We start from the raw sequence: 14,453 nt of genomic DNA, 5'->3' as shown, positions 1-14,453 counted from the left end.
CTATCAAACGTTTACCTATTGCTCAAATAGAAAAGCTATCCGGCGTGATATGCCGGTCTTGCTGCCAGTTTATACTCGGCTGTATGAAGCTTCACTTCACAGTCCTTTACTTCTGATTCAAGCCGGTCAATCATTTGTTCTTGCTCTTCTATCGCTGCACGTTTCGTCTGCTTCACAGCAAGAGACAGCTCTTCCTCCACCGCATCAATTTTCCGCTCGATTTCCTCTAACAACTGCATAATGGATTCTTTTGATACAAATTCGCTCATCATCAGATTCCTCCTTTATTGTCTCTCGTTACATTCTCTTTTCTTTCTCCCCCTCCTTCACACATGACAAAACTAGAAGCAAATCGCCAATCTAAGTGTAGATGAGCGCTATTTCTTCCTTTTCGACAGATGCTTGTCCTTCTTTGTATGATTGCGTCCGATTGTGTAAATTCTAAGACAAAAGGAGGTAGATTTCATGAAAAAGCAGCCAGCACCAAAAGAGCAAAAGCCAAAAGGGAAAGAAAACAGTCCAGATCAGCTGGATAAAAAGCTCGGCGGTCCTAATCGTCCATCTACGTAAAAAAAAGCAGGCACCCCCTGCTTTTTATTTATGCAAAAAATAATGCTCTAATGAGAAAAGAAAACGAAGCTGTCTTTTTTTATGAAAATACCAGTCGGTCAGATCAATCTGCTTTGGCAGCGGCTCTGCCTCAAATAAAGATGGACTCAATTTCTTTTGAAACCAATCTTCCCTTTGATCGTCTAATGAATGTGTCATTACCGGATAAACCGTCCGAAGAAAAGGTGTTGACCTTCTAGCGATCCCTAAAAACGGCTCAAAATCAAACCGAGACCCCGTATGCGGAACGGTATGCAAAAAATGATAAAAATCCGAAAACAAATCGGCTCGAAATAATAGTTTCGCTAGTTTTTTACCTAATGTAATACGTTCCTTTACATTGGAAAACTTCCGTATGGTTAAGCCGTACAAATGCCCGTCCACCGTTGGAAAAACAACGGTTTGGAAATGTCCCCACTCGCTGAAAAGATATTGAATCGAGTGAAAAACATTCTTTTTCAGAAGAGGATTTTGTATAATAGGAGATTGTATAGTATATTGTTCATTTATGATGAGTGCATAAAGCAGACGCTCTGTGTCACGCTTTAGCCAGAAACGTTCCCACTCAGCTCTCATAAACCGAGACACGTAGAAATAAGGCAGCAGATGAAACAAAGGTTTATTGCACCTTTTAGACCATTCATACAAAAGAAGCTGAGGGTAAGCATCCGAAAAGATCAGCCAATTCGCTCTTTCATATGCTGTGAAAAAAAGGTGCCCCTGCTGATCCGTTAAACCTGGATGGAAGAGCTCGCCCTTTAAATCTGTCATGGACCACCCAGCATTTCTCGAGACAAAGGAAGCGAGCAGCGACCATTTCATCTCTGGATGCCGGTCATAAAAGCGCTTGTAAGCATTTGTCCTCGTCAGGTTGTCTTTATTTTTTGCTTTCGTTTCACGCAAAATTTGCTGAGTGATGATGTGCTCTTCTTGGGACAACATGGTGATCTCTCCAATACAAAATGCATTAAAAGGAGGCTGAAACTTGATGATTCGGTATCCAAACGGAAAATCGTATCAGCCCATTCAACAAATTGGGACAAAAAAAAGAATCAGTGGCGAATCCTCTTATAGTAACCGCGGGATGACGCTTGAGGCTGATTTAAATGAAACGAACCAATACTATTTGGTCAACGGGATCGCAGTCATTCATAAAAAGCCTACCCCAGTTCAAATTGTGAATGTGGATTACCCAAAAAGAAGTGCTGCTGTCATTAAAGAAGCCTATTTTAAACAATCATCCACAACAGACTATAACGGGGTGTATAAAGGCCGCTATATCGATTTTGAAGCAAAGGAAACCAAAAGCACTACCTCGTTTCCGCTCAAAAATTTCCACGACCATCAAATTGAGCATATGAAACAGGTTGAAAAACAAGGCGGCATTTGTTTCGTTATTATATCCGCTTTTGGCTCCGTTTATTATTTGCCCGCTTCAGATCTCTTTTACTTCTGGGAGCGGCAGAAAAAAAACGGCCGTAAATCCATTAGCAAAGACGAATTAATGGAATCTGGCCACATAATGACACTTGGATATTCGCCAAGAATTGATTATATTAAAGTAGTGGAGACACTTCATTTTTCGGATGAAAGCAATCAGCAATTACGTTCGAAAAAGGTTTAACACGAAAGGTTGAGATGTGATGTCTGATCAATTTACAAGTCGTGAACAGCGACGTAAAGCAAGTCAAGAAAACAATAAGAAGCAAAAGAACAAAAAAGGCAAAAAGAAAGCAGGTCTATTTAAAAAAATATTTTTATCTTTACTCGTGATCGGTCTACTTTGTTTAGTTGCCGGAATCACAACTTTTGCCGTTTTTGCATCAAGCGCTCCTTCTATTGATGATAGTAAGCTTAAAACACCATACTCTTCAAAGCTTTATGATAAAGACAAGAAAGTGTTTGCAGAAGTTGGTGCAGAAAAAAGAACGTATGTCTCGATAAAAGATATACCCGATGTGGTAAAAGACGCATTTATTGCGACTGAAGATGCACGTTTTTATAAGCACCACGGGATTGATCCAATCCGTATCGGCGGTGCCCTTGTCGCAAACGTTGAGGACGGCTTTGGGGCTGAAGGCGGAAGTACCATTACACAGCAGGTTGTGAAAAACTCCCTCCTAACCAATCAAAAGACGTTAAAACGGAAAGTACAGGAAGTATGGCTCTCGATTCAGCTTGAGCAAAAATACTCTAAAGATGAAATTTTAGAAATGTATTTAAACCGTATTTTCTTCTCTCCTTATGCTTATGGTGTTGGGAAAGCAGCTGAACAATTTTTCGGAGTCACAGATTTAAATAAACTAACCGTTGCACAAGCTGCTACACTTGCAGGGATGCCGCAGAGTCCTTCTGCCTATAACCCAGTGAAACACCCCGAGGCAGCGGAAAAACGCCGTAATATCGTTTTAAGCCTTATGAAAAAACAAGGCTACATTTCAGAAAAAGAATATGACGTTGCAAAAGCAACCCCTGTCAGCAAGACAGTTGTTTCAGCTAGTAAATATAAGAGCCAAAACTCTAGTAAGTACTCTGCCTACATTGAAGAAGTGATGGAAGAAGTACAGAAAAAAGCCAAAGTGGATGCATCAACTGATGGATTAAAAATCTATACATCCCTTGATCGAAATGCACAGGATCACCTAAATGATATCATCAATGGAGATTCAGTTGGATTTACGAAAGGGATGCAGGCGGGTGTCACCCTGCTTGATACGAAAAATGGTGAAATTCGCGCCATTGGCGGTGGACGTGATGTACCAGCCGGCGGCTTTAACTATGCGACGGATGCAAAACGCCAGCCAGGGTCCACAATCAAACCGATCTTAGATTACGGTCCAGTCATTGAAAACAAAAAATGGTCAACATATCAGCAAATTGATGATGCACCGTATACGTACTCAGATGGTACACCGATTAACAACTTTGACAGAAGACATTTAGGTAAAATGTCGATGAGAAGTGCTTTGGCACAATCGCGTAACATCCCTGCACTTAAAGCATTCCAAGAAGCTGGTTCAGCCAATGCCGCTCAATTTGCTAATAATTTAGGCATGGACTTACCTTCTGATATTCCAGAATCTTATTCCATTGGTGGATTTGAAGATGGTGTGTCTTCATTAAAAATGGCAGGTGCATTTAGTGCATTCGGTAATAACGGATACTATAATGAACCGCACGCTGTCACATCTGTTGAATTTAATGATGGGACAAAGCTTGACCTTACGCCGGACTCAAAAGCAGCAATGAGTGATTACACAGCATTTATGATCACAGATATGCTGAAAACTGCTGTCCAATCTGGTACTGGTACACTTGCACAAGTACCGAACGTTCAAGTAGCTGGTAAAACAGGTACAACGAACTTCACACAAGACGATATTAATAAACACAATATCCCTTCTGGCGGTGCGAAAGATTCGTGGTTTGTCGGTTATACGCCGCAATATACAGCAGCCGTTTGGACTGGAATCGGTAATTCAAAAGATGCAGACGGAAAAATATGGCTGAATGATTACGAGCAGCGTGTGGCCAAAATCGTCTTCCAGCGATTGATTTCTCAAATTGATGATGGAAGCGGCTCATTTGAAAAACCAGACAGTGTCGTTGAAGCTACGGTTGAAAAAGGATCCGATCCAGCGAAATTAGCAGGACCGAATACACCAAGTGACAAGAAGACAACAGAATACTTTGTAAAAGGAACGGTTCCAACAAAAGTATCTGACACATATGAGAAGAAAGAAGCCGACAAGCCTTCTGATTTAAAAGCAGTGTATGATGAAGAGAAAAAATCCATCACACTGACTTGGGGCTATTCTGACGACGCTGATGCTACATTTAATGTCAAGCAAGCAGTTGATAATGGCGGCTATAAAGAGATTCAAAACAGCTCTGCTAAAGAAGCGGTCATCTCTGATGTGAAGCCTGGCTCCACTTATAAATTCCAAGTGACAGCCACTGTAGATGATGTCACGAGTAAAGCGGCTTCTACCTTCCTCACCATTAAGGATGACGCAGATGAGGAAGAAAAAGCGGATGATGAGAATAAAGAAGAAGAACCGCAGCAGCCTGACGACGAGCAGACAGACCAAACTGACGATAACAAAAATCAGCCCCCTGGCACTGATGAACAAAAGCCTGATGACAAAAAAGATCAAGATAAGGATAAGGATCAGGACCAAGGTGGAAATACAGAAAACGGAAATAATGGTTCTTCAGAAAATGGCTCAGACAGTACAAATGGGAACAGCAACTCGCAAACTGATAATAAAGATAAAAAGAAAGATGATGAGAAAGCCAACTCGCAAAGTTCCAATTCGCAATCAAATGCTACTTCTCGAAAAGAAGATGAATAATGAAAAAGCACTTGCCTCCTTGGCAAGTGCTTTAAGATTGTTGACAAAGGGCTAAAATGATCTTGATTTTAGCCCTTTGTCTTCTTTTCAGCGTGATAGAAAACCTTTGCAGTCTAGGAAGGACGAGCATCGGAGCGGAGCGAATTTAACATTCGTGAGTACCGGAGCGCAGGACTGACAACGAATGCGAGGGTTTGTCTACACGCTTGAAAGCACTTGCCTCCTTGGCAAGTGCTTTTTTTAACGCTGCTGTCTGATTTTTTTTAATGCTTCATATTTTCCATACTGCTTTTTTAATTCCGTGTATAGCTCGTCCAATTGAATAAAGCAGTGATATTGAGTTGGTTTTAGCAAAATGAACTCTAAACGTTCCGTCCAATTAATCGGAGCAACAGGAAATGTCTCTTGCTTGATATGTTCCCATTCAAACGTTTGGACACTCTCCCCTTTGATCCAGTAAAACATCGCAATCATACTGACGATTCCTTGCAACATATCATCTTCTTCACAGCGGGATTTTCTTGTTTGGAAACGAGGAAGCATTTTTTCTTTTAATTCGTCCCATAGCTCAAACATCACAGGAACAAATTCTTCCGTTTCCTGCCATGGAAGCTCGTCTGTTAAAACTTCTAAAGATAGATCATATGCGAGCGGATTGGCTCTCAGTATATCTACTCGATCACCTTTAATCTCTACCTTTTTTTCTTTTAGCTTTTCGACATATGAGATGAAAACAGCTGCCCCGCTCATGCCAGCTTCACCAATCCTTTTTTCAGCCTCTTCTGCCCTTCTCTGCACATATCAAGAAGTGGACACGATTCGCACTGCGGCCGCTGCGCCTTACAATGATATCTCCCAAAAAAGATCAGACGGTGATGCGTCACAGACCAATCTTCTTTTGGCACCTTTTTCATCAAGGTTTGCTCTACTTCAAGCACAGAATCCTTCCAGCGGCAGATGCCGAGACGTTTGCTGACTCGTTCTACATGTGTATCTACTGCTATTGCCGGTACCCCAAAAGCGACTGAAACGACGACATTTGCTGTTTTCCGGCCAACCCCAGGAAGCTTAACAAGCTCGTCCCGGTCCTTTGGTACTTCACCGCCATATTCTTCAATCAGCATTTTGCTCAACTTTTGAATGTTTTTAGCCTTATTTCGATAAAGACCAATCGATCGAATATCTTGCTGTAGTTCTTCAAGCGGTACACTTAAATAGTCTTCTGGTGTTTTATATTTTTGAAATAACGTTTTGGTGACCTTGTTTACAAGCACGTCCGTACATTGAGCTGAGAGCGCAACAGCAATCACAAGCTCAAATGGATTGGCATGAACAAGCTCACACTCAGCCTCTGGAAACATATCTCCTATAATATCTAAACACTCATTGATTTGTTTTTTTGATAACATGCCTTCTCCTTTATTGGTTATTGTTCCAGCCAATTATAAAAAGGAACTTGTCGTTTATAAGTGGACGTCTCTTCGTTTGAAGGTGGCGTTTTCTGCTGAGAACGGAAGTGCTGGCTATGTTCTTTTGCTTCTTTCGCTGTTTTCAGCCCTTTCTTTTTCCACTCAAATAAAATTCGATCAATATAACGGAAATTTAATTTCCCTGATAAAACGGCTTCTCTTAGTGCTAGCCGTATCATCTCAGCATCATGATGGTCTTGATCCATCCAGATCGAAAGTGTTTCTCCTTCAAGGGGTGACAGCGGTCTGCCGAATTCATCTTCAAATAAAGCATATAAAGATTTTTCAGCCTGCACCTGCTGTTTTTGAACTTCTTTCGCCTGTTTTGTTTCTAAAAAGTCATACAGCACGCCCCATAAAGGTTCTACTGAGTAACGGTCATGCTGAATACCAGACCTGTCTTCAAATGGCTGAATCGAGATAAATCCTTTTTGAATCAGATGCTGAACCATATACGCGCACTCTTCCGCTGAAATGGTCATGCCTTGAGAAAGCTCTTCAAATGTTTGAAAGAAAACGCCTTGTTCTTCATTCATTTTAATTTTGAGCATCACCATCATCTGTGATTCATTCAGTCCTAACTGCTCATAATGAGCAATCAGCAAATTAGGCAAACTTGTCGACCCCATTTGCTGCATATTAATAAATTGCTGCCTATTCATCGGATACACCTCTTCACTTTAAGTATATCACGTTTTATTTCACGTGCCTCTCTAAAAAGACGTTTGAAAAAGCCTCCATTTGTTGGAGGCTTTCACGTCTTAAGGGTATAAACGGTTTAATAATCTTGGGAAAGGAATGGTTTCACGCACATGCGGCGCTCCGCTAATCCAAGCAACTGTACGTTCAAGTCCAAGACCAAAACCTGAATGCGGTACAGAACCGTATTGTCTTAATTCTGTATACCATTTGTAAGTTTCCTGATCAAGCCCATGTTCTTTCAATCTTGCTTCAAGAAGCTCTAAATCATGAACACGCTCAGAACCGCCAATAATCTCTCCGTAGCCTTCTGGTGCAATCAAGTCTGCACAAAGGACAACATCTTCACGATCCGGTGCTGGCTGCATATAAAACGGTTTTAATGATGTTGGGTAATGAGTGATAAACACTGGTTTATCATAGCTTTCGGCGATCGCAGTTTCGTGAGGCGCTCCGAAGTCATCTCCCCATTCGATATCATCAAAGCCTTTTTCCTGCAAGAATTTAATCGCTTCATCGTAAGTGATGCGCGGGAATGGTGCTTTGATATTTTCTAATTTTGCTGTATCACGGCCTAATGTTTGCAGCTCCACTTTACAGTTTTCAAGTACACTTTGAACAACATGAGTCACATAATTTTCTTGATACTCAAGGTTTTCATTGAATTCGACAAAAGCCATCTCCGGCTCGATCATCCAAAACTCAATTAAATGACGTTTTGTTTTAGATTTTTCAGCTCTAAATGTTGGGCCAAATGAGAATACTTTTCCGAGTGCCATTGCTGCAGCTTCCATGTAAAGCTGGCCACTTTGAGAAAGGTATGCATCTTCATCAAAATATTTCGTAGCAAACAGTTCCGTTGTGCCTTCAGGTGCACTTCCAGTTAGAATTGGCGGATCTACTTTCACGAAACCTTCTTGATGGAAGTATTCATATGTAGCACGAATAATTTCGTTACGGATTTTCATAATGGCATGCTGTTTTTTAGAACGAAGCCATAAATGACGGTGATCCATTAAGAATTCTGTTCCATGCTCTTTTGGTGTAATTGGATAATCTGTCGCTTCATGAATCACTTCAATGGATTTCACTTGCAATTCAAAACCTAGCGGTGAACGCTCATCTTTTGTCACTTGACCTGTCACATAGACAGATGTTTCTTGAGTGACTGATTTCGCAAGCTTAAAGACTTCCTCTTCCACTTCTGCTTTTACTACGACTCCTTGAATAAAGCCTGTCCCGTCACGCAGCTGCAAAAATGCAATTTTTCCGCTTGAACGTTTATTGGCAATCCATGCGCCGATGGTTACTTCTTGATCGACGTGTTTGAACACTTGATTAATCGTTGTTTTCAACATAATTCCCTCCAAAGCCAGAAAGAAACTCACCTATTTGGCAGGTGTGAATCTTTTTTCATACATTTTATTATAACCGTTCTAAATCAGCATGGTCAACGCAAGACAGGAGAAACTACGGTGTTAAATTTTTTTCCACGTGTCCTGTCGAGAAGTCGACATAGCTGAAGCTATATTGATTGTTTTCATTTAAATATGTCACTTCCCAAAGAAGTACGTCACCTTCTCTCGCTAATTTGACTTCTTTTAGCTTAGAGACCGTGTTCTCCTTTTGAACGGCTTGTACTGCTTGATTCGAGGTAATGCCTTCTTTTGCTTTTTTTGCGATCACTTTTTCTTTTTTGCTGGCAGGAACCCAAACGTAGGTCGTTTCGTTCTGTTTGTTTTTCCCTTCAACAATAAATTGTTTTTCTTTCCCGACAAAGGTTTCCACTTGCTCCACTTGTACGATGTTTGCTTGTTCTTTTGCTCGTTCGATCGCTGCTTCATGCCCTTGTTCTCTTTGTCCCATGGCAATTTGATAAATCCACGTAAAGCTGATGATGCCAATAAGCAGAACGAGAGCCACTACAGATGAAATAATCCAGACTATTTTTTTCATGTCAAGCTTCCCCTATGTGCGATATATCGTAAATACCGCTTGATTTTGGTCTTCTTGATCTAATGCTAATCCAAACATGAGATCTTCTCTTTTAAGCGTTCTGTTCAATAAATCAACAATTTTGTATAGGTCTTCTGAATGCTTAATTTGAACAGTTGAAAGTACCTCTATTTTACTTTCCAATTCTAATTCCTCCTCGGTACGTAAATATTGTTAGTCATACTTTTCTGCACGGGAACCGATACTATTTTTACAACGGAACACAAAAAGCCGTTACGATAAATTAACTCCAAACCCACACCAGCTAAAGGCCGCTTATGACAGCGGCTTTTCGTTGTTAAGGTTTTCTATATACGCCTCAAGTGACTCTTTTGACATCTCGTGAACCGGCGCATGAGGGAGTGATTCTAAAAATAGTTTTCCATATGAAGCTGTTTTCACTCGGCGGTCTAAAATCAGCAATGTGCCTATGTCTTTTTCAGAGCGCAGCAAGCGTCCAGCTCCTTGCTTAAAGGTTAACACAGCTTCTGGTAAAGCGACGGCTTTAAACGGATTCTTCCCTTGTTTTTTAGCTGCATCACATTTGGCTTCAATGAGAGGAGAATCAGGCGGCCTGAACGGAAGACGTGCCATGATGACCGTTGTCAGCTCTGAGCCTGGAAAATCAACACCTTCCCAAAAACTACCCGTACCAAGTAAAATGGCTTGTTTTGCTAATTTGAACATTTTCGTTAATTTTACGGGGCTTCCGCCTGTCAAACCTTGAGCAAAAAGCGCTGACTGCATCCCTTCTGTTTTTAGCTCTTCATAGACTGCTTTTAACATCTCATGTGAATTAAACAAAACCAATATTTTTGCATGCTGCTGCTTTTCCATAACCTTAATATATTGCGCAGCCTGCTTTACATAATCTCGTTCATCACGGTTTGTAATCGGCGGCATGTCTGCTGGAACAATGACCTTAAGCTGTTTTTCAAGTTCAAAAGGTGAATCAATTTGCACAAGATGAGGGTAAAAATCTTGCAGGCCAAACCGTTCCAAGCAATAATCAAAGCGGTGATTGATGGTGAGTGTCCCTGATGTGAGGACAACACTCTTTTTGTTCATAAAGAAACGATCAGCCAAAAGCTCCCCAGTATCTAACGGCTGTGCATGCATAAAGACTGCGTTTTTGGCACCTTTTGCATCAATTTCAATCCAAACCGTTTCATCGTTTTTCGGTTCAAAGATAAATCGGTACAGTGTACTGCAAAAAGTATGCATAAACGACATGACTTGGTCGTATTCCTCTGCTTCAAAGGCAAAGTGTTCTGTCAGCTGATCACTTTTTTGAAGAAGCTCATTTTTTTGCTGTTCATACAGTTTCTCACAAGCAATTAACAAGGAACAAAGCTTACTTGCTGTTTCTTTAATCCGTTTCCACTGAGCATGCTTTGAATGATGACGTACTCTATGAATGAGACGATTGATGTCGGCTTTTGGTTTTGTCCTTTTCACAAATGAATGAACGGTGCTAAAGAAAGCGTCACTTTCCATTTGAAGCTGATTGAGATACTCATCCATTTCAATAAAGGTGTCTGTCTGTAACCCTGCATGATGAAATCTCTTTTTCAGTTTCTTTAACAGTCCGCCTTGCAAGGAGCCAAGCTGCGTTAATTTCGCATGAAGCTGGATATAAGAAGCACTATCCCCTAGTGTTTCATTGGCTGTTTTCTCAAATTGATGGGCTTCGTCTATCACATATACGTCAGCATGCTGAAAGATAGACGATGCCTCCGTTTGTGATAAAAGCAGACGATGATTCGTTAAAATTAAATCAGCTGTCCTTGCCCTTTTTTTGGCGCGCTCATAAAAGCAATACTCTTTAAAACGGCGCTTTTTCGATGTAAACGGCATATGCACACAGGAAATGCGGTCTTTTATATTGGCAGCTCCTGACGGTAAATTCAGTTCAGATAAATCACCTGTTTCTGTTACAAGGAGCCACATTAAAATTTGCGCCTTCGTTAAGACGACATCATAGTTATCATCTTCCTCATGAAGCACATGCTCAAACTTATCTAAACAAATATAATGCGCCCGACCTTTAAATACACAGGCAGCAGGCTCAAACGGGAGCAATTGATTCAACATCGGCACATCGCGCTGAAGCATTTGCTGCTGCAAAAGTATGGAATATGTACTAATAATGACAGGTTTTCCTGATTTCCTCGCTTCTAGAGCTGCTGGGATGAGGTAAGCGAGCGTTTTCCCAATACCCGGCGCCGCTTCAATTAATGCATAGGCTCTTTCATGAAACACGTCTCTCACTTTATTCATCATCGTAAGCTGGCCTTCTCTTACCTCATAGCCTTCTACCGTTTGCGGAAGCTTCTTTTTGATTTCCTCAAACAGCTGTTCATCATCTTCACTTACTGAATGTGTCGCCCTGCTGATAGGATTGGTGACATTTTTTACAGCAAAAGAGCCGACTTCTACTAAAGAATCTTCCCGGCTAGCATGGCTTGTTTCAAGCTGCTTAATTAAAAGTCCTATATCACTTAGGAGATAAGAGGATAATCTGCGCAGCTGCTTCAGCACATTTTTCGGTGTATGTTTTAATTGATGTAATAAAGTTAAAAATAACATGGCAGTAACTTCCGCATCACTATCCGCCCTATGCGGGTGGTCATGTGGAAGCATGAGCTCTTCACTTAATTCAGTGAGCTTATAACCTTCAAGCTCAGGATAAAGAATTCTAGAGATCTCAACTGTATCAATTGCTAGCACATCCAGCTCATTTTTCCCGCATGCTTTTAGTTCATCATTTAAAAAATTCAAGTCAAAATGAACATTGTGCGCAACAAAATAAGCACCCTGTATGAGATCATACACCTCTTGGGCAATGTCCTCAAAAAACACCGCATCGTCAACCATGTGCTGCTGAATGCCTGTCAGCTGTTCAATAAATCCTGGGATTGCTTTTCCCGGGTTCACATATTTTGAATACCGTTCGACAATTTGTCCATTTTCAATGACCACCGCAGCTATTTGAATGATTTTATCACCCTTTTTAGGTGAATTCCCGGTGGTTTCAATATCAACGACAACAAACCTTTGATCGGTCATAAAATGGACACCTCAATTCCTCGTTTCACCCTGAAGTGAAACACGCTCTGGACAAAATAGATGAAACAGAACAGCCTCTCTTCTGAACCTGTTCTGTTTCCACGGAGCCTGCGTTATAAAATCGTTCTCGCAGGCTCTTGCCCAATCATTTGTTCAATTTGATTTTGTTTATTTAACACGACCACTTTTGGTGTATGTGACTTAGCTTCTTCTTCTGACAGCATCCCATAAGCGATAATAATGACTTCATCCCCTGGCTGAACGAGTCTCGCCGCCGCCCCATTTAGACAAATGACACCGCTCTTTCTTTCGCCGGGAATAATATATGTTTCAAGTCTCGCGCCATTATGATTATTGACAATTTGTACTTTCTCATTTGCCATCATACCTGCCGCATCAAGTAAATCTTCGTCAATTGTTATACTTCCTACATAATGTAAGTTTGCTTCTGTTACCGTTGCTTTATGAAGCTTAGATGTCATAAAGGTTCTATACATGTTTTTCACCGCTTTCAGGAACATGGAAAATCACATTATCAATCAGTCTTGCCCGTGAGAATTTCACCGCAACCGCCATAATGACTTGACCTGCTAACTGCTGAAGCGGCTCAAGTTCTGGATAAGAATAGATCTCAATATAATCAATTTCTCCGCACGTCTGAACAAGTTCCTCTTCAATCAGCTGATATACACGACTGACATCACGTTCACCTTTTTCAACAGCTGACCGGCCTTTTTTTAATGCGCGGTATAAAGCGGGTGCTTCTTGTCTTTCTTTTTCTGACAAGTACACATTCCTTGAGCTTTTCGCTAAGCCGTCTTCTTCTCTGACTGTGGGTACAGATACAAGGTGAAGATCAAAGAAGAAATCCTTGATCATCGCATCGATCACAGCGACTTGCTGTGCATCCTTTAGTCCAAAGTAGACATTTGTTGGTGACACAAGATGAAACAGCTTTGTGAGCACAGTGACAACGCCGTCAAAATGTCCTGGACGTTTTTTTCCGCATAAGACATCTGTCCGCTTTTGAACCGTCATCGTAATAGATGGTTCATTTTGGTACATTTCCTTCACATCAGGTGTAAATAAAATATCCACCCCTGCTGCTTCTGCCAGACGCTGGTCTCTTTCCATATCCCTTGGATAGGATTCAAAGTCTTCATTTGGTCCAAATTGCAAAGGATTGACAAAAATACTCATCACGACAATGTCATTTTGACCTCTTGCCTCTTTCGCAAGCGTCAGATGTCCTTCATGAAGAAAACCCATCGTTGGGACAAAGCCGATGGAATGCTGTTTTTCTTGATGCTGCTTGATTAATTCTTTTAGCTCGTGAATATGGGTGACAACGTTCATTTTTTGATTCCCCCATATAAGCCATCAAGGACTTCTTCTTTGATATGAAACGTGTGCATGTCCTCTGGAAATGTGCGTGCTTTTACTTCTTTCGTATATTGAATGAGCGCTTCTTCTAAAACATTATCAATTTGCGCGTATTGTTTCACAAACTTAGGTGTTCTAGACACCCCGTATCCTACTACATCATGGTAAACGAGAACTTGTCCGTCTGCCTCAGCTCCTGCACCAATTCCGATCACAGGAATCTTCAGCATGTCGGTAATTCGTTTTGTCAGTTCGCCAGGTACACATTCCAGCACAAGAGCGATTGCACCGGCTTCCTCACATTTCAAGCTGTCTTCAATCAATTTTTGAGCACTTTCGTGGTCTTTTCCTTGCACTTTATACCCGCCAAGTACACCAACTGATTGAGGTGTGAGGCCTAAATGACTGACGACAGGAATTCCGCCTCTTGTTAAAGCTTGAATGGATTCAAATACTCCGTCTCCGCCTTCTAGCTTTAAGGCATCGGCACCACTTTCTTGCATGATGCGTGCAGCATTTTTCATTGTTTCTTCTAACGAATAATGGTAAGACATAAATGGCATATCAGTCACAACAAATGTGTCTTTTGCGCCTCTTTTCACTGCTTTTGTGTGATGGATCATATCATCCATCGTGACTTGAACTGTAGAATCTAGTCCAAGTACAACCATCCCAAGTGAATCACCAACTAAGATCATGTCGACTTCCGCTTTTTCCGCTTGCTTTGCAGCTGGATAGTCGTATGCGGTCAGCATCACAATAGGTTCGTTTTGTTCTTTCATTTTGAAAAAATCTAGCTTTGTCTTCATTTGTTCCTCCTCATTCTGGAGAGGAGATGGCTAGCCTCACATCACATGCTTTGATTTCTCATGTG

Annotated in this window: 15 protein-coding genes; 3 read left to right on the top strand and 12 right to left on the bottom strand. The window is 41.2% G+C overall.

What is annotated here, in order from left to right; translation table 11 throughout:
* Positions 1-35: 35 nt before the first annotated feature.
* Positions 36-269 (bottom strand): DUF5446 family protein, encoded by a 234-nt coding sequence (locus M1D84_RS08755; RefSeq protein ID WP_232624203.1) that lies wholly within the window; start codon positions 267-269, stop codon positions 36-38.
* A 196-nt stretch (positions 270-465) separates the two neighbouring features.
* Between M1D84_RS08755 and sspM the strand changes: the two genes are divergently transcribed.
* Positions 466-570, top strand: a complete 105-nt coding sequence (gene sspM, locus M1D84_RS08750; RefSeq protein WP_024422772.1) for an acid-soluble spore protein SspM — start codon at positions 466-468, stop codon at positions 568-570.
* 24 nt (positions 571-594) lie between these two features.
* Here the strand turns inward: sspM and M1D84_RS08745 are convergent, their stop codons facing one another.
* Positions 595-1,551, bottom strand: a complete 957-nt coding sequence (locus M1D84_RS08745) for a DUF2515 domain-containing protein (protein ID WP_213405088.1) — start codon at positions 1,549-1,551, stop codon at positions 595-597.
* Between the two features lie 46 nt (positions 1,552-1,597).
* On the opposite strand from M1D84_RS08745, the gene recU reads away from it, so the two are divergent.
* Both recU and M1D84_RS08735 read left to right on the top strand, forming a co-directional pair.
* A complete protein-coding gene (gene recU, locus M1D84_RS08740; protein ID WP_024422774.1) occupies positions 1,598-2,233 on the top strand; it encodes a Holliday junction resolvase RecU in 636 nt (211 codons plus the stop codon).
* A 19-nt stretch (positions 2,234-2,252) separates the two neighbouring features.
* Positions 2,253-4,964 (top strand): PBP1A family penicillin-binding protein, encoded by a 2,712-nt coding sequence (locus M1D84_RS08735; protein WP_103132009.1) that lies wholly within the window; start codon positions 2,253-2,255, stop codon positions 4,962-4,964.
* A 240-nt stretch (positions 4,965-5,204) separates the two neighbouring features.
* On the opposite strand, the gene M1D84_RS08730 is transcribed toward M1D84_RS08735, so the two are convergent.
* The 10 genes from M1D84_RS08730 to panB all read right to left on the bottom strand — a co-directional run bounded on the left by M1D84_RS08730 (position 5,205) and on the right by panB (position 14,388).
* Positions 5,205-5,714, bottom strand: coding sequence for a YpoC family protein (locus tag M1D84_RS08730; protein WP_103132008.1), 510 nt, complete (start codon positions 5,712-5,714; stop codon positions 5,205-5,207).
* Positions 5,711-6,373: an endonuclease III gene (nth, locus tag M1D84_RS08725; RefSeq protein WP_024422776.1), complete on the bottom strand. Its 663-nt coding sequence runs from the start codon at positions 6,371-6,373 to the stop codon at positions 5,711-5,713. The genes M1D84_RS08730 and nth overlap by 4 nt, the downstream gene beginning before the upstream one ends.
* 17 nt (positions 6,374-6,390) lie before the next feature.
* The gene (locus M1D84_RS08720; RefSeq protein ID WP_024422777.1) at positions 6,391-7,095 is read right to left on the bottom strand and encodes a DnaD domain-containing protein; all 705 of its coding nucleotides are present in this window, start codon (positions 7,093-7,095) and stop codon (positions 6,391-6,393) included.
* 99 nt (positions 7,096-7,194) lie between these two features.
* The gene (gene asnS, locus M1D84_RS08715) at positions 7,195-8,487 is read right to left on the bottom strand and encodes an asparagine--tRNA ligase (protein ID WP_024422778.1); all 1,293 of its coding nucleotides are present in this window, start codon (positions 8,485-8,487) and stop codon (positions 7,195-7,197) included.
* Positions 8,488-8,602: 115 nt separating this feature from the next.
* On the bottom strand, positions 8,603-9,088 hold the full coding sequence (gene tseB / locus M1D84_RS08710) for a cell wall elongation/penicillin-binding protein regulator TseB (protein ID WP_024422779.1): 486 nt from the start codon (positions 9,086-9,088) through the stop codon (positions 8,603-8,605).
* A 12-nt stretch (positions 9,089-9,100) separates the two neighbouring features.
* Entirely contained in the window at positions 9,101-9,271 is a 171-nt protein-coding gene (locus M1D84_RS08705) for a YpmA family protein (protein WP_065214698.1), read from the bottom strand.
* A gap of 132 nt (positions 9,272-9,403) precedes the next feature.
* Positions 9,404-12,196, bottom strand: coding sequence for an ATP-dependent DNA helicase DinG (gene dinG / locus M1D84_RS08700; RefSeq protein ID WP_103132007.1), 2,793 nt, complete (start codon positions 12,194-12,196; stop codon positions 9,404-9,406).
* Between the two features lie 113 nt (positions 12,197-12,309).
* Positions 12,310-12,693: an aspartate 1-decarboxylase gene (panD, locus tag M1D84_RS08695; protein ID WP_017359738.1), complete on the bottom strand. Its 384-nt coding sequence runs from the start codon at positions 12,691-12,693 to the stop codon at positions 12,310-12,312.
* Positions 12,686-13,552, bottom strand: a complete 867-nt coding sequence (panC, locus tag M1D84_RS08690) for a pantoate--beta-alanine ligase (protein WP_103132006.1) — start codon at positions 13,550-13,552, stop codon at positions 12,686-12,688. The genes panD and panC overlap by 8 nt, the downstream gene beginning before the upstream one ends.
* Positions 13,549-14,388: a 3-methyl-2-oxobutanoate hydroxymethyltransferase gene (panB, locus tag M1D84_RS08685; RefSeq protein ID WP_103132005.1), complete on the bottom strand. Its 840-nt coding sequence runs from the start codon at positions 14,386-14,388 to the stop codon at positions 13,549-13,551. The genes panC and panB overlap by 4 nt, the downstream gene beginning before the upstream one ends.
* Positions 14,389-14,453: the final 65 nt, after the last annotated feature.

The organism is Bacillus sp. PK5-006 (genome assembly GCF_054161415.1).
The sequence above is the reverse complement of the archived record's forward strand: the minus strand, read 5'-3'. Positions and strand labels throughout refer to the sequence as shown.

What these genes read in the sequence shown, in the direction of transcription:
- M1D84_RS08755 (WP_232624203.1), bottom strand. Translation starts at nt 269, where the DNA reads ATGAGCGAATTTGTATCAAAAGAATCCATTATGCAGTTGTTAGAGGAA.
- sspM (WP_024422772.1), top strand. Translation starts at nt 466, where the DNA reads ATGAAAAAGCAGCCAGCACCAAAAGAGCAAAAGCCAAAAGGGAAAGAA.
- M1D84_RS08745 (WP_213405088.1), bottom strand. Translation starts at nt 1,551, where the DNA reads ATGTTGTCCCAAGAAGAGCACATCATCACTCAGCAAATTTTGCGTGAA.
- recU (WP_024422774.1), top strand. Translation starts at nt 1,598, where the DNA reads ATGATTCGGTATCCAAACGGAAAATCGTATCAGCCCATTCAACAAATT.
- M1D84_RS08735 (WP_103132009.1), top strand. Translation starts at nt 2,253, where the DNA reads ATGTCTGATCAATTTACAAGTCGTGAACAGCGACGTAAAGCAAGTCAA.
- M1D84_RS08730 (WP_103132008.1), bottom strand. Translation starts at nt 5,714, where the DNA reads ATGAGCGGGGCAGCTGTTTTCATCTCATATGTCGAAAAGCTAAAAGAA.
- nth (WP_024422776.1), bottom strand. Translation starts at nt 6,373, where the DNA reads ATGTTATCAAAAAAACAAATCAATGAGTGTTTAGATATTATAGGAGAT.
- M1D84_RS08720 (WP_024422777.1), bottom strand. Translation starts at nt 7,095, where the DNA reads ATGAATAGGCAGCAATTTATTAATATGCAGCAAATGGGGTCGACAAGT.
- tseB (WP_024422779.1), bottom strand. Translation starts at nt 9,088, where the DNA reads ATGAAAAAAATAGTCTGGATTATTTCATCTGTAGTGGCTCTCGTTCTG.
- dinG (WP_103132007.1), bottom strand. Translation starts at nt 12,196, where the DNA reads ATGACCGATCAAAGGTTTGTTGTCGTTGATATTGAAACCACCGGGAAT.
- panD (WP_017359738.1), bottom strand. Translation starts at nt 12,693, where the DNA reads ATGTATAGAACCTTTATGACATCTAAGCTTCATAAAGCAACGGTAACA.
- panC (WP_103132006.1), bottom strand. Translation starts at nt 13,552, where the DNA reads ATGAACGTTGTCACCCATATTCACGAGCTAAAAGAATTAATCAAGCAG.
- panB (WP_103132005.1), bottom strand. Translation starts at nt 14,388, where the DNA reads ATGAAGACAAAGCTAGATTTTTTCAAAATGAAAGAACAAAACGAACCT.